Source organism: Myxococcus qinghaiensis, assembly GCF_024198215.1.
GTDB classification, from domain to species: domain Bacteria; phylum Myxococcota; class Myxococcia; order Myxococcales; family Myxococcaceae; genus Myxococcus; species Myxococcus qinghaiensis.
The window spans coordinates 82,876-103,305 of sequence record NZ_JAKCFA010000015.1 but is presented as its reverse complement, the minus strand read 5'-3'; the positions used below and the strand labels follow the sequence as shown (position 1 = coordinate 103,305).

19 protein-coding genes and 2 tRNA genes are annotated in these 20,430 nt (G+C 68.5%); 15 read left to right on the top strand and 6 right to left on the bottom strand.

Translation table 11 applies throughout. The features are described 5' to 3' along the window. Window positions 1-36: 36 nt before the first annotated feature. Window positions 37-933, top strand: a complete 897-nt coding sequence (sucD, locus tag LZ199_RS26955) for a succinate--CoA ligase subunit alpha (RefSeq protein ID WP_253996628.1) — start codon at window positions 37-39, stop codon at window positions 931-933. 32 nt (window positions 934-965) lie between these two features. Beyond that, window positions 966-1,409, top strand: coding sequence for a nucleoside-diphosphate kinase (gene ndk / locus LZ199_RS26950; RefSeq protein WP_163866995.1), 444 nt, complete (start codon window positions 966-968; stop codon window positions 1,407-1,409). 114 nt (window positions 1,410-1,523) lie between these two features. Here ndk and LZ199_RS26945 read toward each other — a convergent pair whose 3' ends face one another. Continuing rightward, on the bottom strand, window positions 1,524-2,714 hold the full coding sequence (locus tag LZ199_RS26945; RefSeq protein WP_253996627.1) for a metal-dependent hydrolase family protein: 1,191 nt from the start codon (window positions 2,712-2,714) through the stop codon (window positions 1,524-1,526). Window positions 2,715-3,231: 517 nt separating this feature from the next. Between LZ199_RS26945 and rlmN the strand changes: the two genes are divergently transcribed. From rlmN to rsmI, 9 genes are all read left to right on the top strand, one after another. After that, window positions 3,232-4,368 carry a 23S rRNA (adenine(2503)-C(2))-methyltransferase RlmN gene (gene rlmN, locus LZ199_RS26940; RefSeq protein ID WP_253996626.1) on the top strand — a complete coding sequence of 379 codons (1,137 nt, stop codon included), beginning with the start codon at window positions 3,232-3,234 and terminating at the stop codon, window positions 4,366-4,368. Window positions 4,369-4,457: 89 nt separating this feature from the next. Continuing rightward, window positions 4,458-4,721 carry a 30S ribosomal protein S16 gene (gene rpsP / locus LZ199_RS26935; protein WP_163866997.1) on the top strand — a complete coding sequence of 88 codons (264 nt, stop codon included), beginning with the start codon at window positions 4,458-4,460 and terminating at the stop codon, window positions 4,719-4,721. Window positions 4,722-4,747: 26 nt separating this feature from the next. Further along, a complete protein-coding gene (locus tag LZ199_RS26930) occupies window positions 4,748-5,032 on the top strand; it encodes a KH domain-containing protein (protein WP_253996625.1) in 285 nt (94 codons plus the stop codon). Then, on the top strand, window positions 5,029-5,592 hold the full coding sequence (rimM, locus tag LZ199_RS26925) for a ribosome maturation factor RimM (RefSeq protein ID WP_253996624.1): 564 nt from the start codon (window positions 5,029-5,031) through the stop codon (window positions 5,590-5,592). The genes LZ199_RS26930 and rimM overlap by 4 nt, the downstream gene beginning before the upstream one ends. After that, entirely contained in the window at window positions 5,589-6,332 is a 744-nt protein-coding gene (trmD, locus tag LZ199_RS26920; RefSeq protein WP_253996623.1) for a tRNA (guanosine(37)-N1)-methyltransferase TrmD, read from the top strand. Before rimM ends, trmD begins: the two co-directional genes overlap by 4 nt. 122 nt (window positions 6,333-6,454) lie before the next feature. Further along, a complete protein-coding gene (gene rplS / locus LZ199_RS26915; RefSeq protein ID WP_253996622.1) occupies window positions 6,455-6,841 on the top strand; it encodes a 50S ribosomal protein L19 in 387 nt (128 codons plus the stop codon). A 93-nt stretch (window positions 6,842-6,934) separates the two neighbouring features. After that, window positions 6,935-8,836 carry an AAA family ATPase gene (locus LZ199_RS26910; RefSeq protein ID WP_253996621.1) on the top strand — a complete coding sequence of 634 codons (1,902 nt, stop codon included), beginning with the start codon at window positions 6,935-6,937 and terminating at the stop codon, window positions 8,834-8,836. A gap of 43 nt (window positions 8,837-8,879) precedes the next feature. Continuing rightward, window positions 8,880-9,257, top strand: coding sequence for a YraN family protein (locus LZ199_RS26905; RefSeq protein WP_163867003.1), 378 nt, complete (start codon window positions 8,880-8,882; stop codon window positions 9,255-9,257). A gap of 9 nt (window positions 9,258-9,266) precedes the next feature. Continuing rightward, window positions 9,267-10,097 (top strand): 16S rRNA (cytidine(1402)-2'-O)-methyltransferase, encoded by an 831-nt coding sequence (gene rsmI / locus LZ199_RS26900; RefSeq protein WP_163867004.1) that lies wholly within the window; start codon window positions 9,267-9,269, stop codon window positions 10,095-10,097. Window positions 10,098-10,200: 103 nt separating this feature from the next. Here the strand turns inward: rsmI and LZ199_RS26895 are convergent, their stop codons facing one another. From LZ199_RS26895 to LZ199_RS26875, 5 genes are all read right to left on the bottom strand, one after another. Next, on the bottom strand, window positions 10,201-11,520 hold the full coding sequence (locus LZ199_RS26895) for a hypothetical protein (protein ID WP_253996620.1): 1,320 nt from the start codon (window positions 11,518-11,520) through the stop codon (window positions 10,201-10,203). A gap of 95 nt (window positions 11,521-11,615) precedes the next feature. After that, the gene (locus LZ199_RS26890) at window positions 11,616-12,662 is read right to left on the bottom strand and encodes a peptidoglycan DD-metalloendopeptidase family protein (protein ID WP_253996619.1); all 1,047 of its coding nucleotides are present in this window, start codon (window positions 12,660-12,662) and stop codon (window positions 11,616-11,618) included. A gap of 75 nt (window positions 12,663-12,737) precedes the next feature. Then, a complete protein-coding gene (locus LZ199_RS26885; protein ID WP_253996618.1) occupies window positions 12,738-14,162 on the bottom strand; it encodes a sigma-54-dependent transcriptional regulator in 1,425 nt (474 codons plus the stop codon). A gap of 25 nt (window positions 14,163-14,187) precedes the next feature. Further along, window positions 14,188-15,057: an encapsulin nanocompartment shell protein EncA gene (gene encA / locus LZ199_RS26880; RefSeq protein WP_163867008.1), complete on the bottom strand. Its 870-nt coding sequence runs from the start codon at window positions 15,055-15,057 to the stop codon at window positions 14,188-14,190. 46 nt (window positions 15,058-15,103) lie between these two features. Next, window positions 15,104-15,583 carry a ferritin family protein gene (locus LZ199_RS26875; protein WP_253996617.1) on the bottom strand — a complete coding sequence of 160 codons (480 nt, stop codon included), beginning with the start codon at window positions 15,581-15,583 and terminating at the stop codon, window positions 15,104-15,106. Window positions 15,584-15,688: 105 nt separating this feature from the next. Here LZ199_RS26875 and murJ point away from each other — a divergent pair, with 105 nt between their 5' ends. The 4 genes from murJ to LZ199_RS26855 all read left to right on the top strand — a co-directional run bounded on the left by murJ (window position 15,689) and on the right by LZ199_RS26855 (window position 19,945). Then, window positions 15,689-17,389 (top strand): murein biosynthesis integral membrane protein MurJ, encoded by a 1,701-nt coding sequence (gene murJ / locus LZ199_RS26870; RefSeq protein WP_253996616.1) that lies wholly within the window; start codon window positions 15,689-15,691, stop codon window positions 17,387-17,389. A gap of 239 nt (window positions 17,390-17,628) precedes the next feature. Continuing rightward, window positions 17,629-19,632, top strand: coding sequence for a S1 RNA-binding domain-containing protein (locus tag LZ199_RS26865; protein ID WP_253996615.1), 2,004 nt, complete (start codon window positions 17,629-17,631; stop codon window positions 19,630-19,632). Between the two features lie 97 nt (window positions 19,633-19,729). Further along, a tRNA-Met gene (locus LZ199_RS26860) sits at window positions 19,730-19,803 on the top strand. 68 nt (window positions 19,804-19,871) lie between these two features. After that, a tRNA-Met gene (locus LZ199_RS26855) sits at window positions 19,872-19,945 on the top strand. The last annotated feature ends 485 nt before the right edge of the window (window positions 19,946-20,430 follow it).

Here is a 20,430-nt window from a genome sequence, read left to right as displayed (position 1 = left end):
CGCGCTTCATCGCCCACACTTTTTTGAAGGAGCGCCATGAGCATCCTCGTCAACGAAAACACGAAGGTCCTCTGCCAGGGCATCACCGGCTCGGCGGGCTCGTTCCACTCGAAGCAGATGTTGGAGTACGGCACGAAGCTCGTTGGCGGTGTCACGCCGGGCAAGGGCGGCACCACCTTCGAGGGCAAGGTTCCCGTGTTCAACACGGTCGCCGACGCCGTGAAGCAGACGGGCGCGAACACGTCCGTCATCTTCGTCCCGCCCCCGTTCGCCGCGGACTCCATCATGGAGGCCGCTGACGCGGGCGTGTCCCTCATCATCACGATTACTGAGGGCATCCCGGTCCTCGACATGGTGCGCGCCAAGCGCTACCTGCAGGGCAAGCCGGGCGTGCGCCTCATCGGTCCGAACTGCCCGGGCGTCATCACCCCCGGCGCCAAGTGCAAGATCGGCATCATGCCGGGCCACATCCACAAGGCGGGCCGCATCGGCGTGGTGTCGCGCTCCGGCACGCTGACGTACGAGGCCGTGCACCAGCTCACGCAGCTGGGCCTGGGCCAGTCGACGGCCGTGGGCATCGGCGGAGACCCGGTCAACGGCACGGACTTCGTGGACGTGCTGAAGCTGTTCAACGCGGATCCGGACACGGACGCGGTCATCATGATTGGTGAGATCGGCGGCAGCGCCGAGGAGCTGGGCGCGGAGTACGTCGCTCGCGAGTTCACCAAGCCCATCGCCGGGTTCATCGCCGGCCAGTCGGCGCCCCCGGGCAAGCGCATGGGCCACGCCGGCGCCATCATCTCCGGCGGCAAGGGCACTGCGACGGAGAAGATCAAGGCGATGGAGGCCGCGGGAATCGTGATGGCGGCCAGCCCCGCCGAGCTGGGCACCACCCTCCAGGAGGCCGTGAAGCGCGGCCCCAAGAAGCGCTAACACCCCCTCAAGGGAACAAGGAGCCAGTCAAAATGGCCATCGAGCGTACGCTTTCCATCATCAAGCCGGACGGTCTGCAGAAGGGCGTCATCGGGAAGATCATCAGCCGCTTCGAGGAGAAGGGTCTGAAGCCGGTCGCCATCCGGCTCCAGCAGCTCTCCCAGAAGGAGGCCGAGGGCTTCTACGCGGTCCACAAGGCCCGGCCCTTCTTCAAGGACCTGGTGCAGTTCATGATCTCCGGCCCCGTCGTCCTGATGGTGCTGGAGGGCGAGAACGCCGTCCTGGGCAACCGCGACATCATGGGCGCCACCAACCCCGCGCAGGCGGCTGAGGGCACCATCCGCAAGGACTTCGCCACCAGCATCGACCAGAACACGGTGCACGGCTCCGACAGCCTGGAGAACGCGAAGAACGAGATCGCGTACTTCTTCCGCGAGACGGAAGTGCAGCCGTACGACTACACCGCCAAGAAGTAGGGCGGCGGGGCCCCCAGCGGGGCTCCTGACTGACGGCCCGGTGTCGGCACCCGCGAGGGGCTGGCCCGGGCCGTCGGCTTTCCAGCGGGGCAGGGGTGGCGGTGCCGGCGGAGCTCAGCGAAGCGAGTTCTTGTAGATCTTCCCGTCCTTCATGATGACGAGGAGGTTCTTCTCGGGGTTCGTGAGCAGCTTGATGTCGGCGAGCGGGTCTCCGTCGACGAGAAGCAGGTCCGCGAGGGCCCCCTCTTCGACGACGCCCAGCTTGCCCGGGTACGGGTTCCTCGGGCCGGACAACGCCATCAACTCGGCGTTGGTGCTCGTCGCCATCGCGAGCACTTCGGCGGGCTTGAACCAACGGAGCAGACTGGCCAGCAGCTCGCCTTGACGTCGCGCGAGCGCGGACGAGAACAAGATGTCCGTCCCGAAGGCGAGCTTCACCTTGTGCTTCTTCGCCAGGGCATAGGTCTTGTCCGTGCCGGCGAACACCTGGAGCGCCTTGGTGTGCTCGACGGAGCCCTTCGGGAACGCATCAGCCATCTCGTCAGGGAACGGCTGCGTGCTCAGCCATATCCCCTTCGTCGCGATGAGCTGGGCGGTGGACTCGTCCATCAGGTGGCCGTGCTCGACGCACTTGACGCCAGCGGAGATCGCGCGCCGGATGGAAGCCGAGGTGTAGGCATGCACCGTCACGTACGTGCCCCAGTTCTCCGCCGCCTCCACCGCCGCGCGAAGCTCGGACTCCGTGAAGGTGGAGGCATCCAACGGGCTGTGGGGTGAGGCCACCCCTCCACCCGCGGTGAGCTTGATTTGAGATGCCCCCTGGAGCAGTTGCTCGCGGACTCGAACGCGCACCTCATCCGGGCTGTCGGCAATCATGGCTGCCCCCACTTTCTCTCCCCGGGACTGGGGGGACCCCACCACGCGTGGAACCTCGAACGACGAGCGGAAGTCTCCATGCCCGCTGGTGATCGTGATCATCGCGCCGGAAGGGTAGATGCGCGGGCCCGCCACCGTTCCCTCGTCGATGGCTTGCTTGAGGGCGAAGACAGGGCCGCCCAGATCCCGCACCGTCGTGAACCCGCGCAACAAGGTGGCCTGGGCTTCGGCGCCAGCCAGGAGGTTGAGATAGCCGACTTCGGCTTGCAACAGCAGCGCGGTGGAAGGCCGTACCAACAGGGCGTGCCAGTGTGCGTCGATGAGGCCGGGCATCAGCGTGCGGCCGCCGCCATCCACCACGACCATGTTCCCGCTGCGCTCCGTCGGTATCGGCTCCGGGGAGATGCGGTCGATCCGGTTGCCGCGCACCAAGACATTCCTGGGGCCGGAGAGCGCGCCTCCGCGACCATCGAAGACGCGCACGTTCTGGAAGAGTGTTGCTCCGCCACCCTCGCCAGGGTCCGTTGGTTGCCGCGCCGGAGCACCGTGCGCCAAGCTGAATCCGAGCGCTATCGGCCCCAGCAGCCAACCCGCTCGGCCGCGCGTCGTCGTCTTCAGGCTCTCTCCGGGATGGGATGGCCTTCGCGCGGGGACGAACCATGACGGCGAGCGACACATCGCGGGCGGAGACCGGGACTCGAGGATGAAGATGAGGCTCGTGCTCCTCAAGTGACCGAAGGGAGGAGGCGAACGTGGTGAAGCCGTCAGCCGGTGGTCGCTGTTCAGCCCCCTTGACCGGGCCGGCGGCCTGCCAGCGGGGCAGGGGAGGGCCGTGTAGGGCCCTGTTAACCGAGGTAGGACCCAGGGGCCGGGCGCTCCTTTGACTTGTCGTGCCCAGGTGTGGGAAGGGACGCCCCGGGCCCCACCGTTCACTAGCGCGACGACGATGACCGACACCTCCGCCACCCCCTCTCTTCCCGTCACGGAGCCCCTGCCGGCGCCCGCGCCAGCGAAGCTCGTGGACGTGGCCAGCCTGTCGATGGAGGCGCTCACCCGCTTCGTCACCGAGCAGCTGGGCGAGCGCGCCTTCCGCGCCCCCCAGGTCTACCGCTGGCTGCATCAGCGCGGCGCCACCTCGTTCGACGAGATGACGGACCTGTCGAAGGTCCTGCGCGAGAAGCTCAAGGTCGCCGCGGAGATCGTCCCGCTGGTGAAGGACCTGGAGCAGCGCAGCATCGACGGCACCATCAAGTACCGCTGGAAGACGCGGGACGGCCGCTACATCGAGTCCGTCTACATGCCCTCCGAGGACCGCAGGACGCTGTGCGTGTCCACCCAGGTGGGCTGCGCCATGGCCTGTGGCTTCTGCATGACGGGCACCATGGGCCTCAAGCGCAACCTGACGCCCAGCGAGATTGTCGCCCAGGTCCACGCGGTGAATCGCGAGGTCCGCAAGAACGAGGGCCACGAGACGCTGCGGCCGCTCTCCAACCTCGTGTTCATGGGGATGGGCGAGCCGCTGCACAACTTCGAGAACCTCAAGACGGCGCTCGGAATCCTGCAGTCCGGGGACGGGCCGAACTTCAGCCACCGCCACATCACCGTGTCCACCGTCGGCCTCGTTCCCATGATCGAGCGCTTCGGGCAGGAGACGGACGTGAAGCTGGCCATCTCCCTCAACGCCAGCACCGACGAGCAGCGTAGCAAGACGATGCCCGTCAACCGCAAGTGGAACATCGCCGCGCTGCTGGACGCGTGTCGCAAGTTCCCGCTGCGCCAGGGGCGCCGCATCACCTTCGAGTACGTCCTCATCCAGGGCTTCAACGACACGGACGAGGACGCCCATCGTCTCATCCAGCTTTTGAAGGGAATTCCGGCGAAGGTGAACCTGATTCCCTACAACGAGAACCCCGGTCTGGGTTTCCAGACCACCGCGGAAGAGCGGGCCGAAGAGTTCCGGGCCATCCTGTCGGATGGGCACGTGGCCGCGTACATCCGCAAGAACCGGGGCCGGGACATCGCGGGGGCCTGCGGGCAACTCGCGAATCGTGGCGAGGCCAGTCCGGCCGAAAGCACGACATAAAGTCCCGAGCTTCCTTGACAATCCAGCGGGTGCGGCGTTAAGAGCGCCACCCCGTTTCCATCGTCGTAACCTGTTCGTTGGAGCACTCCATGGCCGTCGTCCTCCGTCTTGCCCGAGCGGGCGCCAAGAAGAAGCCCTACTACCACGTGGTCGCCACCGACTCCCGCAATCCCCGGGACGGCAAGTTCATCGAGGCCGTTGGCGCGTACGACCCGAACCTCACCCCCCCGAAGGTGGAGTTCAACGAGGAGCGGCTGAGCTACTGGCTGAAGACGGGCGCGACGCCTTCGGAGACTGTCGCCGACCTCATCAAGGTCGCCGCGAAGGCTCCCAAGTCCACCCCCGCGGCTTGATCCGCGACCGCCTGTACTGAGCGGACGTGGAGCAACTCCTCACGTATCTGGCGCGGGCCCTGGTCGATCAACCGGACCAGGTGGGCCTGCGCATCTCCGAGGTGGACGGCGCGCGGCTCTTCGAGCTGAAGGTCGCCCCCGAGGATGTCGGCAAGGTCATCGGCCGTGATGGGCGTACCGTGAATGCCCTCCGGACGCTGCTCAATGCCGCTGCCCAGAAGTCAGGCCAGAAGGTCCGTCTGGAGATCCTCGACGACCGGCGCAATGCGGCCAGCGGACAGCCCGCCGGCGCACCGGACACGTCGCGGTGACTCCGACCCCCTTGCTTGAGCTGGGCTTCATCTCGCGCGCGCACGGACTGCGCGGCGAGGTGGCCGTGCGGCCGTTTGATCCCAACTCGGAGACGCTCGCCACCGTCGAGCGGGTCCGCATCCGCACCCGTGCGGGCGTGGAGCGCGACCTCAAGATTGAAGAGCTGCGGCCCACGCCCAAAGAGGACATCGTCGCCTTCGAGGGCGTGGAGACGCGCACGGAGGCGGAGTCGCTCGTGGGCTCCGCGGTGTTCGTCTTCCGCGAGGACCTGGAGCCACCCGAGGAGGGCCAGTTCTTCCAGGGAGACCTCCTGGGCCTGTCCGCCGTGGACGAGGCGGGCGCGCCCCTGGGCACGGTGGAGGAGATCTGGGCCACCGGTGAGGTGCCCAACCTGGTCATCCGCGCCGCGGGCCGTCAGGAGCTGGTGGTGCCCTTCGCGGACGAGTTCGTCCCCACCGTGGACATCGCCGCCCAGCGCATCGTGATCCGCCCCCCTGAGTACGTGGTGGTCGGTCGCCCCGACTCCGACAAGGATGCCCCGGACGGGTCCGAGTCGTGAGCCCGCCGTATCCGGTGGAGCTGCTCACGCTGTTCCCTGGGATGGTGTCCGGCTATCTGGGCGCGAGCATCCTCGGCAAGGCCCAGGAGAAGGGCCTGCTCTCCACCACCATCACCGACATCCGCGAGTACGCGGAGGGCAAGCACCGCGTCACCGACGACGCGCCCTACGGGGGCGGTGCGGGCATGGTGATGAAGCCCGAGCCGCTGATCTCCGCCATCGAGGCGGCGCGGTCGCGGCTGCCCGGCGCGAAGGTGCTGCTGATGAGCCCTCGCGGAACGACCTTCACGCAGGCCACGGCGCGCGAGCTGGTGGCGCACACCGCCGGGCTGATCCTCGTCTGCGGTCGCTACGAGGGCGTGGACGAGCGGGTGATGAGCCACCTGGACGGAGAGCTGTCCCTGGGGGACTTCGTCCTCACCGGCGGGGAGGTCGCCGCCATGGCGGTGGTGGACGCCGTGGCTCGCCTGGTCCCCGGGGTGCTGGGCAACGTGGCGTCCTCGGTATCGGAGAGCTTCGAGGAGGGGACGCTGGAGCATCCCCACTACACGCGCCCCCCTGTCTTCCGGGACGTCGAGGTGCCCGCCGTCCTCCAGTCGGGGGACCATGCCCGCATCGCCCGCTGGCGCCGGTGGAAGTCGCTGGTGCTCACACGAGAGCGCCGGCCCGACCTGTACTCCCGCCTGGAGTTGTCCAAGGCGGATCAGAAACTGCTGGCCCGCCGCGAGGAAGAGCTGTAACCCTGGGGGTTCTCAGTGGATTGGGCTTCAGCGGGCTTGTCCGACACCGCTCTCTCTGGTAGTACGGCCCGCTCTTTCACGCGTTCATCGTCGCGTTAGCTTCCGCTTTACTGGAGTCTGTCATGCGTAACAGCGCCATTCAGCACGTCGAGGCCAAGTACCTGCGCCAGGACGTCACCTCGTTCCGTCCTGGTGACTCCGTGCGCGTCTTCTGGAAGGTGAAGGAGGGCGAGAAGGAGCGCGTGCAGGCGTTCGAGGGCACCGTCATCCGCAAGACCTCGGGCAACCACCGGGCCACCTTCACCGTCCGCAAGACGTCCTTCGGTGTCGGCGTGGAGCGCATCTTCCCGCTGCACAGCCCCCGCTACGAGAAGATCGAAGTCCTGTCGCGTGGCCGCGTGAACCGCAGCCGCCTCTTCTACCTCCGCAACCTCAAGGGCAAGGCGGCCCGCGTGGACGTGCAGGAAGACCCCGACAAGGTGGCCCCCAAGGCCGCCAAGGCCTCCTGAGCGCCTGAGTCCTCGTCGGCCCTCGGGCCGTCGTGAGAAGGAGCGTCCGATCCCGGGCGCTCCTTTTTTCATTCGCGGTAACATGCGCCGGCCATGCAATTCGTCGAGGTCGCCGTCCAGAATGTCCGGGGCTTCAGTCCCGCGGGCCGCTTCGCGCTGAAGTCCGGGTACCTTGTCCTCAAGCCACCCTCGGCCGAGGCGAGTCCGTTCGCGGGGCTCCTGCTCGCGCTGTTCTATGCGGACGGCCGTGGCGGGGATGCCTCCTTCGTGGCCCCCGGTGCGAAGTCCGGCAAGGCCGCGCTCACCTTCCAGGGCGTCGATGGCGCCACGTACCGGGTACTGCGGGAGCTGGGCGGCTCGGGGACGCTGCACCGTCTGAACAAGACGACGCAGCAGCCGGAGCTGGTGTCCTCGGACGCGTCGGAGATGAACCAGTTCCTCCGGGGACAGGTGGGGCTTCCTCCGAGGACGACCTTCGAGCAGCTCTACTGCCTCCAGCTGGGGCAGCTGCCGTCCCGGCGTCCGCGCAAGGCCGCGGCGAAGGCCGGCGTGGATCCGAAGACGTCCGGCAAGTTCCCCTCGCTGGCGTCCGCGTCCGCCGTGGCGCCTTCCGAGGACATCGCGGCGTCCGAGGCGAAGGTGCGCGCGCTGGAAGCGGAGCTCGTCTCCGCGCGCGAGGTGGATGCGCTCCAGTTCAAGGTGGATGGGTTGTCCTCGCAGATCTTCGACGCGGACCAGCGCCTGAAGGGCACCGAGGGCCTGAAGGCCGCCATCAACGACGCGGAGAACGCGTGGCGGGCCGCGCCGACGCCGCAGACGCTGGGGCTTCCCCAGGACATCCTCAACCGGGTGCAGCGCTTCTCCAAGGCGGTGGCGAAGCGGGACGACGCGCTGGTTCGACTCGGGGCGGACCGGGACGCGGACGCGGCGGAGATTCCGGCCTCGGTGGAGCCGCTGACGCAGGACCGTGGCTTCTGGGCGGGCATCGCCGTGGGCGTGTTGTTCCTGGGGCTGGGCGTGGGCCTGGGCTTCGGCATCGACAGCATGTTCCGCTACCTGGCCCTGCTGGATATCCCCGCCTTCGGCTTCTCCGCGCTGCTCGCGCTGCGCTACGTGGACGAAATCCAGAAGACCTCGCAGCGTGGCAGCAAGGAAGGCCGCTTCGACGCGCGCGAGAAGAAGATCCACGAGGAGTTCGAGGCCGAGGCCGCGCCGGTGCGCATGGCCCAGAAGGCGCTCGGCGTGGAGAGCCTGGATGAGATTCCCGCCGCGCTGGAGCGCAAGGAGCTGCTGGCCGCTCGCGTGGTGGAGCTGAAGGATCAGCTCGCGGCCGTGGAGGCCGACCCGGAGTTCGTGGCCGCGTCCACGCAGCGTCAGGCGTTGAAGGATCAGCTGGAGGCGCTCAACGCGGAGCTCACGCAGAAGGGCTCCTACGTGCGCGACATGCGCGAGGTGGAGCGCGAGCTGGGCCGCGTGAAGGAGTCCATCGCGATGGCGAAGGCGCCACCGCCGCCCGCCGCCGCCGGGCCGGATGGGACGCCCGCGCCCGCGGAGCCGCTGGAGGACCCGTCTCCCGCGCTGCTGGCCCTGGCCGCGGATGTCTTCACCACCGATGTCCTGAGCGTGCAGGCGATGCTCAAGGAGCGCTGCGTCCAGTACCTCACCGCGCTCACGGACCGCCGGTACCAGGGCGTCGAGTGGGACAAGGAGGGCCGGGCCTTCGCGCTCACGAGCGGCAAGCGCGTGCCGGTGGGCGAGATTCCGCCCAAGGACCTGGACATGTATTACCTGGCGCTGCGGATGACGGTGGTGGAGAAGGCGAGCGCCCGCGCGAAGCGGCCCTTCGTCCTCGAGGATGTCTTCGCCGGCGTCGAGGAAGTGAAGCTGCCGCTCATCGCCCGCATGCTGAAGCATTTGGGCACGCTGACGCAGGTGCTCCACGTCACCCCGCACGCCGGGTTCGCCCAGATGTCGGACGGCACGGTTAACGTGTAGTCCGATGTGGAGGGTGTCCTCCGTGGGGGAGGACCGTGGGGGTATGGGGATGGGGCGTGGGGTGCGGCGGGAGTTCGGGGACGAGGCGGAGTCGGTGGCGGTGCGGTACCTGGAGGCGCGGGGCTGGGTGGTGAGGGCGCGCAACTGGCCCTGTCGTTACGGCGAACTGGACGTGGTGGCGGAGCGCGAGGACACCGTGTGCTTCGTCGAGGTGCGGATGCGCTCCTCGGCCGTGTGGGGAGACCCGGCGCACACCGTGTCCTTCGCCAAACAGCGTCGGGTGGTGAAGGCGGCGCTGCACTATCTCTTCGCTCATGACCTGCGTGGGCGGATGATGCGCTTCGACGTGATTTCGGTGGTGGGGCGCGGAGAGCGCGCCACCGTGGAGCACATTCCCGGCGCCTTCGATGCGGGCATGTAAGGGGAAGGCATGGCTGGAACGCTGTACCTGGTGGCCACGCCCATCGGGAACCTGGGTGACATCACGACTCGCGCGCTGGAGACGCTTCGCGCGGTGCGCTTCATCGCCTGCGAGGACACGCGGCACTCCCGCGTGCTGCTGGACCACTTCGGCATCGGCGGCAAGGACCTGGTGAGCCTGCCGGCCTTCGCGGAGGGACAGCGGGCCGGGCGAATCCTGGACCGGATTTCGGAAGGGGATGACTGCGCGCTCGTCACGGACGCGGGCAGTCCCGCCATCAGCGACCCTGGCGAGCGACTGGTGGCCGAGGCCTTGGAGCGAGGACTGACGGTGGTGCCCATTCCGGGCGCCACGGCCCTCGTGGCGGCCCTGAGCGCTTCAGGGCTCCCCACGGGGCGCTTCCACTTCCTGGGCTTCCTGCCCCGCAAGGGCGCCGAGCGACGCGCCATGCTGGAGGAGGTGGCCGCGCTGTCCGCGACGCTGGTGCTCTACGAGTCTCCTCGCCGGCTGGGAGAGACGCTCCCTGACCTGCAGGAGGCCTGGGGAGATCGCCGTGCGTGCGTGGCCCGTGAGCTGACGAAGCTGCACGAGGAGTTCGTGCGGGGCCCGCTGTCGGAACTGTCCGCGCGCTACGCGACGGAGGAGGCCCGGGGCGAGGTGGTCGTCCTCGTGGAGGGCCGCACCGGCGAGCGGCGCTGGTCCGAGGAGGAGCTCAAGCGCGGGCTCGAGGAGGGGCTGGCTCGCGGCGAGAAGCTCAAGCCGCTGAGCACCGAGCTGGCGCGTCGTGCGGGCTGGTCGGGACAGGACGTCTACCGACTCGGGCTGTCGCTGAAGCGGTGAAGCGGAGCGGGCTTCGGGACGGGGAGCGTTCGTTCCTGGAGCCCAGGTCGCTGCACCGGGAGGGCAGGCGGTTCATGCCGCGCCTCCCGGGTGTGGCCTGTCGCTAGAAGTTGAACGAAGCGCTCAGGTCGAAGCGGAACGTCGTGCTGCCCACGGCACGGAAGCGGCGGGAGACCAGGTCGTAGCGCCAGTCGAAGCTCGGGTTGAGCTCGGGTGAGCCCACCGCGGTGTCGACCTGACCGTTGCCATCCAGGTCCTGGCCCAGCTCCTCGTTCGTCAGCGTGTGGTCCGTGTTGTAGAGGAACGTGCCCGACGCGCGAATCTTGAAGGTGTCCGACGCGCTCGCCGTGGCGCCGAGCATTCCGCCGACCTGGAAGTAGTCCTCGGAGGTGAGCAGCTTGCGCAGCGCCGCGCTCAGCTCGTTGTTGTACCGGCCGGAGCCCACGTAGTTGCCGATGGCCCGGAGGTCGAGGGTGAACTTCTGGTGCTTCTGCGGCCGGTCGAACGGCACCAGCTCCACACCGGCGATCATCCCCAGCATCTCGGGCGCCTTGATGCCCGTCTCCTTGCGGTTCCACGGCCCCGTGCCGCAGTTGCCGGGCGCGCCGAGGTTCGGCGGGTTGGCGTTGCGCTGGTCGCAGTTCGAATAGAAGAGCGGGCCCCGGACGGGGATGGTGTAGCTGGCCTTGAAGTACGGCTCGGCCACGCCCATGCGGCGCGAGAACGCCGTGTAGATTTGATACTTGTGGACCCGGTCGCCGATGTTGCCGCGCTCGTCCGAATTCGTGGTGTCCACGCTCGGATCCCGCACCTTCGCGGTAGGGGCCTCGTAGTCGATGCCCAGAATCCAGGTGGGCTTGGTGTCGTCGTTCGCCTGGTTGAAGAAGGCGTAGGCCAGACCGAAGTGGAGGTTGCCCAGACCGCCCCGGAAGCTCTCCTGCGGCACGCCGAAGAGCGGCGCTCCAAGGGCCTGCGGGTCTCCGAGGCATCCCGGGATGGTCGAGCCATCCGCGTTGATGCAGTTGTTGGTGATGGTGGACGTCTCCCGGGACGACTGGGAGGTGAAGTCCCACCGCTCGTTCTGCTGGAACACCAGCGGGAGCAGGAAGGACAGCTCCAGGTCCTTGTAGAGACCGACGGCCAGCCTCAGGTTGAGGCGGGCATCCACGCCCTTGTACCAGAGCTCCGCGGCATCCCCGCGGGTGGCGGGCGAGCCATCCTCGTTATCGGGCGTGCCCGCGGGCGCGAGCTGCTCGCGCACAATCTTGGCGCGAGTCTGCGTTCGTTCGAACCCGACGTCGATGAACAGGTCGAACGGATCGTCTTCCTCGAAAGAGGAAGCGATCCGGGTGATGTCCGCCGCGCTGGCGGCGAACGGCGCGCCCAGTGTAAGCGCGGCGAGTACGGCGCGAAGCCTGTGCATCCGACCTCCGACGGCGAAACGACCGGGCCTTCCGGCAAGCCCGGGGGCTTCCAGCTAGCCGCGCCGTCGAAGGAGTGTCAAGAATCGGGTTGCTTTTACTTCCCCGCGACGGAGGTTCCGAGCAGCCCTTCCAGGCGCCGGACCTCGTCATCGAAGCCCGTCTTGTGGCTGGCCGCCATGGTGCGGCGGTAGGTCTTGTGCTGGTCGAAAGGGTCCAGCACCCGATCATCCTGCGTCATCAGCTGATAGTGCAGGTGGGGCGCGAAGGAGCGCCCCGTGTTGCCGCTCCGGCCGATGACCTGACCCACGTTGAAGCGCGTGCCCGGGTGGATGTCCTTGCCCACCTCGTCCAGGTGCAGGAAGAGCGCGCGGCGGCCACGGCCCCCCGACTCCACCAGCTCCAGGCAGTTGCCGTTGCTGCCCCAGTTCCAGTTCTTGCGCTTCACCACGCCCGCGAAGGGCGCCTTGACGGGGGTGCCCACGGGGGTGCGGAAGTCCACGCCCTTGTGCCGCCGACCGTCGCGCAAGAGCGACGTCACCTGCTCGTAGTCGTCCAGCGGCGACTTCTCCAGGCGCAGCTCCAGCTCCTCGCCCGTGGACAGGTAGTACCGCGCGGCGCCCTCGGTGCCCGCCTGGTAGCGGTACGCGCTCAGCGTCTTGCCCAGCTTGGCGCTGGTGAAGCGCACCGCGTGCACCAGGGGCTCTTCGTTGGGGCGGCGCTGGAAGAGGATGTCGAGGGTGTCGCCGCGCAGGATTTCACCCGGCACCGCCACCCACCACACCAGCGTGCGCGTCACCACCTGCGCCAGGGCCGGGCCGATGTCCGCTCCCGCGGCGTTGTTGATGGCCGTCTCCAGCGGGCCCTCGATGCGCATGGACGCGCGCTCCAGGCCCGCGGCCTTCACCGGGTCCACGGGAACGGGCGCGGTGAGCGCCGCAGCAGCGACAGCGCCCGCATCGACGGCGCCCGCGGCCTCCGCGACAGGCTGATGAATGGCGGCCTCGCCCGTGGCGCTGGCCATCCGTTGCTTCCACCACCACACGCCCCCGGCGGCGCCGCCCAGGATGAGTGACACGGCGACCACGGGCCCGATGGGGCTGCGCTTGGGTGGTGCACCGAGGGTGGGAAGGTTCGGCCGCATGCTGGCTCCGTGAATGGAAAGAGTGGGCGGGCGCGAAAACCAGCGCCCGCGACGAGGAATTCCGCCTGCCGAGGGTCAATCCTCGGGGCCGTCCTCTTGCTCGTCTGGCGTGGAGTCGCGCAGGCCGAATTCCTTCATCTTCGTCTGCAGCGACTTGCGGCTGATCTGCAGGAGCCGCGCGGCCCGGGTGACGTTGCCCCCCGTCTCATCGAGCTTCTTGACGATGAGGTCCCGCTCCAGCTCCGCCGCCTTCATCCGGACGATGTCCTTCAGGCCCACCTCGCCCGTGGGAACATCCATGCTCGGCGTGGGGGTGGACGAAGAGGGGCCTGGCTGGACGCCCGCTCCCTGGCGGACGGGGTCCGGCAGGTCCTTGGCGGTGATGAGCGGGCCGTCCGCGAACAGCAGCGCGCGCTCAATGAGGTTCTCCAACTCGCGGATGTTGCCCGGCCACGAGTAGTTCTGGAGCAGCGCCAGCGCTTCGTCGGCGATGCCTTCGATCTTCTTGTTGAGGCGGCGGTTGTACTTGTCCACGAAGTGCCGCGCGAGCATCAGGATGTCGCTGCGGCGCTCGCGCAGGGGCGGCAGGGTGAGCGGCACCACCGCCAGGCGGTAGTACAAGTCTTTACGGAACCGGCCCGCTTCAATCTCCGCCTGGAGGTCGCGGTTGGTGGCGGCGACCAGGCGCACGTCCACGCGGGTCGTCTTGATGCCCCCCACGCGCTCGAACTCGCCTTCCTGGAGCGCGCGCAGCAGCTTCACCTGCATCTCGACGGGAATCTCCCCGATTTCGTCCAGGAAGAGCGTGCCTTCGTCGGCCAGCTCGAAGCGGCCGGGCTTGGAGGTGACGGCGCCCGTGAAGGCTCCGCGCTCGTAGCCGAACAGCTCGCTCTCCAGCAGCGTGGCGGGGATGGCCGCGCAGTTGATCTTGATGAACGGCTTGTCGCGACGGCTGGAGGCGCCGTGCAGCGCGGTGGCGATCAGCTCCTTGCCGGTGCCGCTCTCGCCGGTGATGAGCACCGTGGAGGGCGTGTCCGCCACCTTGTCGATGACCTTGTAGACGTCCTGCATCTGGGGCGACTCGCCGATGATGGCGGCGCGCGCCTTGAGGTCCGGCCGGACGGAGCGGCGCGCGCTCTCGTTCGTCTTGGCGGCCTTGGCGACCACGGCGGACAGCTCCGTCTGGTCGAAGGGCTTGGTGATGTAGTCGAACGCGCCCGCTTTGATTGCGTCCACGGCCGAGTCCACGGTGCCGTGCGCGGTGATGATGATGACGGGCACGTCCGGGTTGGCGGCGCGGATGGTGCTGAGCACCTCCATGCCGCCCACCTTGGGCATCACCAGGTCCGTCACGATGATGTCGGCGCCGTTCTTGTTGAACTCGGCGAGCCCCTGCTCACCATTCTCCGCGACGGTGACGTCGAAGCCATCCCGGCGCAGCATCGCGGCGAGCACCTTGCGGAGATTCGCCTCGTCGTCGATCACCAGGACCTTGGCCATGGGAGCAGGGCGCGGGAGGGCCGGACTAACGACGGGGGGCCGGCGCCGCGGTAGGGCCCTCGAGGGTGCAGATGGCGTCCGGGTGCTTGATGCGCAACAGGAGGGCCTCCAGCACGCGGAACGGATGGTTCATCCGCGAGGCGCCCAGGTAGGCCGCCACCATGTCCATGGCGACCGCCAGGTCCATGTTCTCTCGGCCGGTGGACACCACCACGCCCGAGTCACCGCGCAGGCGGTTGGACTGGTAGACGCCGTCCGCGGCCAGCTGCTTGATGGTCTCGATCTCCAGCACGCCCGTCTTCTCGTAGATGCGGTGCAGCTGCGAGTACAGGCGGGGCGACAGCACCACGGCATAGGGGCCGAAGTGGCCGTGCTCGTTGAGCGTGCGCGTGGCCTCGACGATGGCCTGGAACCCGCCGCCCGCCACCGTCCAGTCGCCCAGGTTCACCGTGAGCCGGCCGTTGGCCGTCATCAGGCCCTCGTAGCCCAGCTTCGCGTCGCCGTAGAAGATGAGCTCGTCTTCCTGCTGCGCGCACAGCGCGGCGGCGCCCGCGGCGGCCGACACGTCCAGCGGCATGTTGTGCGTCCGCGCCGCTTCGATGTCGCGCCAGTGCAGCAGGAAGTCCTTGTAGATGATGGGGATGGTCTTGAACTTGCGCGCGTCGGTGAAGACCATCGCGGTCTCCTGCTCGCCGACGATGTCCACCGCGCCCGGGGACACGCCCTGGAACTCGTCGTAGGGCACCGTCTGCACGCCCGCGCCCAGCGGACCATAGATGTCGAGGATGCGGCGGCCCACGAGCGAGCGCCGCGCGACCTGGATGACGGTCTCATTCAGGCGCGCCCACTCCTCTTCACGGAGCGGGTTCTCGGCATGTCCAAGGAAGTCAGGCATCGAACAGTCTCCAGATACTCAACAAGGAGAAGAGGGAAGGAACGCTTCAGCGATTGCTGCCGCCACCGCCACCACTGCGGCGGAGCGAGCCCACCGTGAGGGGATGGGACTCCACGGCGGGCGGCGGAGCAGGCAGGCCGTACATCAGGCGCTGCGGGGGAAGGGACGTGAGCGGCTCCACCGGGGACCGGCCGTTGATGACGTTCGGTGTCGGCGGTGGAGGCGGAGAGGGTGAATGGGCCGCGACAGGCGTGCCGGTGCTGGCGACGGCCTGCTGGAAGTGCCCGGCCGCGATGGGACTGGTGAAGCGGGTGTCCTGGCTGGCGTCGAGCAAGCGCAGCATGTGGACCGCCTCCGACACGTGCTCTTTCTCCTCTGTCGCCAGGTGGAGGAAGAACGCCTTCACTTCGGGGTGGGAGGCGGCCCGGGCGAAGGACTCGTATTCGTTGATGGTCTCCAGCTCACGCGCCAGCACGCGGCGGATGCGCGCCACGTCGTCCAGGTCGCTGTCCGGGGTATCGGCCATTGGGAATGGACCCTTGCAATGCGCCGGGGGCACCGTCAAGAGAAACAGGGCCCGGTGGGTTTCCTGCTTCATGCCACTTGACGTCGCGCGTAGAGTCCGGCGCTCGTGACCGCCTCCGTGCCCGAGCCTTCGCCGCCGCCTCCCACCGCCTCGTCCCCTCGGTCCGAGCGCTCCAGCGGACGAGGCGCGGTGCTCGTGGCCACCGGCATCCTCGCCTCCAAGCTCGTGGGGCTCGTGCGCGAGCGCGTCTTCGCGCACTACCTGGGGAACGAGGCGGCGGCGGCCATCTTCAAGGCGGCGCTGCGCATCCCCAACTTCCTGCAGAACCTGTTTGGCGAGGGCGTGCTCTCCGGCTCGTTCATTCCGGTGTACGCGCAGCTGCTCGGCCGCAAGGACACGGAGGAGGCGGACCGGGTGGCCGGCGCGGTGTTCGGCCTGCTGTCCCTGGCCACCGCGCTGCTCGTGGGCGCGGGCATGCTCTTCACGCCGTTCTTCGTGGACCTCATCGCCCCGGGCTTCGAGGGCCCCTCGCGCGAGCTGGCCATCCGCGTGGTGCGCATCCTCTTCCCTGGCACCGGCTTCCTGGTGCTGAGCGCCTGGTGCCTGGGCATCCTCAACAGCCACCGCCGCTTCCTGCTGTCGTACCTGGCGCCGGTGGTGTGGAACGGCGCCATCATCCTCACGCTGCTGGTGCTGGGCGGGCGCTATACCGAGGGCCGGCTGGTCGAACTGCTCGCCTACGGCGTCGTCGCGGGCAGCTTCCTCCAGTTCGCGGTGCAGGTACCCAGTGTCCTCAAGCTGCTGGGGCGCTTCATGCCGTCGCTCTCCACCGTGGCCGCGCCCGTGCGCCAGGTGCTCAAGAGCTTCGGGCCCGTCGTCCTGGGGCGCGGCGTGGTGCAGTTCAGCGCGTGGGTGGACACGGCCTTCGCCACGCTCATCTCCGCGCGGGCCATGTCCTCGCTCGTCTATGCGCAGACCCTCTACCTCATCCCGGTGAGCCTCTTCGGCATGGCGGTGTCCGCGGCGGAGCTGCCGGAGATGGCCCGCGCGGCGGACGGCGAGCGGGAAGAGGTCGTCGCGAAGCTGCGGGCGCGCATCGACGCGGGCGCGCGGCGCATCGCCTTCTGGGTGGTGCCCTCGGCCGCGGCCTTCTTCTTCCTGGGGGACATGGTCGCCGCGGCGCTGCTGCAGACGGGCCGCTTCAGCGCGGCGGACTCGCGCTACCTCTGGTACCTGCTCATCGGCGCGTCCGTGGGGCTGGTGGCCGCCACCGTGGGCCGGCTCTACGCCTCCGCGTTCTACGCGCTGAAGGACCCGAAGACGCCGCTGCGCTTCGCCATCGTCCGCGTGGCGCTGGGCTCGCTGGGCGCGTGGCTCCTGGGCCTGCACGGGCCCGAGTGGCTGGGGCTTCCTCCGCACCTGGGCGCGCTCGGCCTCACGCTCTCCAGTGGCCTGGTGGCGTGGCTGGAGTCGACCCTCCTGCGCCACAAGCTCTCCAAGCAGCTGGGCCGCGTGGGCGTGCCCTCGGGGCTGCTGCCCCGGCTGTGGGGCGCGGCGGTGATCGCCGGAACGGTGGCCCTGGGGGTGAAGCTGGGGCTCGCCTCGGTGCTGGGTCCCATGCCGGGAGTGCAAGAAGAGTGGGGTGGAGCCTTCCTCGCCCCCCCCGCGCTGCATCCCATCCTGGGATTCGTCGCCGTCGCCCTCCCGATGGGAGTCATCTATTTCGCGGTGGCCGCGGCGCTCGGCGTGCCGGAGGCCAGCGGGGTGTTCCGCAAGGTTTCTGGCCGCCTGCGTCGCAAGCGCTAAGCCCGCGCCATTGCTCGGCTCCTGACGGGGCAGGCAGGCTTTGATTGGGGGTGCAATCAGGTGTCGGATGGGATGGCGTAGGGGACTCTCTTCGTTAGGGTCCAGGGAGCGGTGTGGACCACGTGCGTGTCATCGGGGCTTCCTCCCGACAGGGCGCGCGTGTAGAGTGCGCCGCCTTTTTCATGGGCTCCGGCTTCACGGGAAGTCTGGGCTGACTTCGTCTCAGGAAGGTCTCGGCAGTGAGCGACGAGAAGAACGGTTCCAATGCGGGCGGTCCTGGCGGAACGGGCCCCAAGAAGCCGAAGGCGACCTTCGGCGACGTGATGCTCGGCATTCCTTCGGGCGGCGCGAGCCGTGGCGAGGGAGGTCGCGGCGGCGGCGGTGGTCGCGGAGGCGAGCGCGGCGGTCCCGGTCAGGGACGCGGCGCGGCCCCGCGCCCCGAGGGAGGAGCGCCCGGCGAGGAGCGCCGTCCGCGGGGGGGTGACCGAGGCGGCGCGAGCCGCGGCGGTGGTGGCGGCGAGCGCCGTCCGTCCGGTCCCATGGTCGTCGTGAAGCGTGCGTCGGGTGCCATCGAAACGCGGGGGCCGGTGGGTGATCAGCCCGCCGATGCGACCGCGACCGCGGAGGCGACCACGGCCGCCGCCGAGGCCTCCGGTGCCACGCCGACTCCGACGCCGCGCCCTGTCGCGCCGACGCCGGCGCCTTCCTCGGCCCTGTACGAGGAGCAGCCCGAGTCCGAGTCCTTCGCCGAGATGTTCGAGGCGCAGGCCAAGGAGGGGGGCACTCCGGGTCGTCGAGGCGTGCGCCTGGGCGAGAAGGTCAAGGGCACCATCTTCCAGCTCGGCGCGGACACCGCGTTCGTGTCGCTGGAGGGCTCGGCCAAGAGCGAGGCGATGATCGAGCTCCGCGAGCTCAAGGACGACGAGGGCATCCTGCGCTTCGGCGTCGGCGACAGCCTGGAGGCGCACGTCATCGAGGTGGGCGCCAAGGGCATCGTCCTGAGCCGCGCGCTGGCCAAGGGCAGCGCGTCCATGGCGATGCTGGCCGAGGCTCGCGCTTCCGGCATGCCCGTCGAGGGCATGGTGCTGAGCGTGAACAAGGGAGGCGTGGAGGTCGCCATCGGTGACCAGCGCGCCTTCTGCCCCATCAGCCAGCTGGACCTGCGCTACGTGGAGAAGCCGGACCAGTTCATCGGCGAGAAGCTCAAGTTCCGCGTCACGGAAGTGCGTGACCGCAACGTGGTGCTCTCGCGCCGCTCGCTCCTCGAGGACGAGCAGCGTCAGCTGGCCTCGGAGACGCGCAAGAACCTGGCCCAGGGCAGCATCGTCAAGGGCAAGGTCTCTGGCGTGCGCGACTTCGGCGTGTTCGTGGACCTTGGCGGCGTGGAGGGAATGATCCCCGTCTCCGAGCTCTCGTACACCCGCGTGGGTCACCCCAGCGACGTGGTGAAGTCCGGCGACGAGGTGGAGGTGGAGATCCTGCGCATGGAGCCCGCGCAGCCCAACTCGCCCGACAAGACCAAGCAGAAGGAGCGCATCACGCTGTCCATGCGCTCGCGGCAGGAGGACCCGTTCAAGAAGGCGATCTCCGAGATCAAGGAAGGCGACCGCCTGCAGGGCAAGGTCGTCCGCCTCCAGCAGTTCGGCGCCTTCGTGGAGCTGCGTCCCGGCGTGGACGGCCTGGTCCACATCTCCGCCCTGAGTGACCGGCGCATCGCGCACCCGCGCGACGTCGTGAAGGAAGGGGAGACCATCTGGGTCGCCGTCGAGAAGATCGACGTGAACGACAAGCGCATCGGCCTGCGCCGCATCTCCGAGGAGGAGGCGCAGCGTCCTCCCGAGGAGCGCACGGCTCCGGTGGCGGCGGAGAAGACCGCGCCGTCGGCTCCGGCGGCGCCCCGTCCCAAGGCGGGGCAGGTCGTGGTGGGCAAGGTGGACCGCATCGAGCCCTACGGCGTGTTCCTCCAGTTCCCGGGCGGCAAGGGTCTGCTCCCCGCGAGCGAGACGGGCACCGAGCGCGGCACGGATCTTCGCAAGCACTACGCGCTCGGCCAGGAGGTGAAGGTGGCGATTCTCGACATCGACGCCTCCGGCAAGATTCGTCTGTCCGTCACCGCCGCGGTGCGCGCCGAGGAGCGCGCCGAGGTGGAGGAGTGGCAGAAGACGCAGCAGCCGCAGGGCGCCGCCGCTGGCAAGAAGGGCTTCGGCACGCTCGCCGATCTCTTCAGCAAGTTCGGCAAGTGATTCACCGCGCCCGAGCACGTTTGAAGCGTGTTCGGGTTCGCAGGAAATAGATGTTGCAGTCCACGGCGAGGGGCGGTACTACCTCCCTCGCCGCTGACGCGGGGTGGAGCAGCCTGGTAGCTCGTCGGGCTCATAACCCGAAGGTCGCAGGTTCAAATCCTGCCCCCGCAATTAGGAATGCCAGAGGTCCGGAGAATAGAAAGCCGGACCTCTGGTGTTTATAGGCAGTCACAACATGGCGCGGGGTGGAGCAGCCTGGTAGCTCGTCGGGCTCATAACCCGAAGGTCGCAGGTTCAAATCCTGCCCCCGCAACTTGGTGTCTTTCGATGCCTGTCTGGTTTCGAAAGCGCCGCAAGGTTGAAGACCCCGGTTGCCAGCAATGGTGGCCGGGGTTTTCTCTTTGGTGCACTCCGCCGGTGCGCTCGTGCCTCCGCTCGCCGCACGCTACCGCCCCACGTACTGGGTTTGCTCCAGGCAGGGCAGGGCGGCCGCTGGCGAGGTGGATTGTCCGAGCCCCGACGGGCGCTGGGACTCCGCGTCGCGTCTGACTTGACACGGGCAAGCCCGGGTAGGTCCGTCAGCACTGGAATGTGGCTCGCGGACACTGTAGCCGCTTGATTTGACTGGGGATTTTTCGGACCCGGTCTCTCGTGGATACGGAAATCTCCCGCCATCGTAGAAATAACCGCGATGTCGCCTTTCAACTTACACCAGTAAAGGCACTAATCTCTCCGACAGGTGACAAATTGTCACCTGGGAGCCATTCAGAACAGACCTGAACTTCCGGTGAGGTTGCC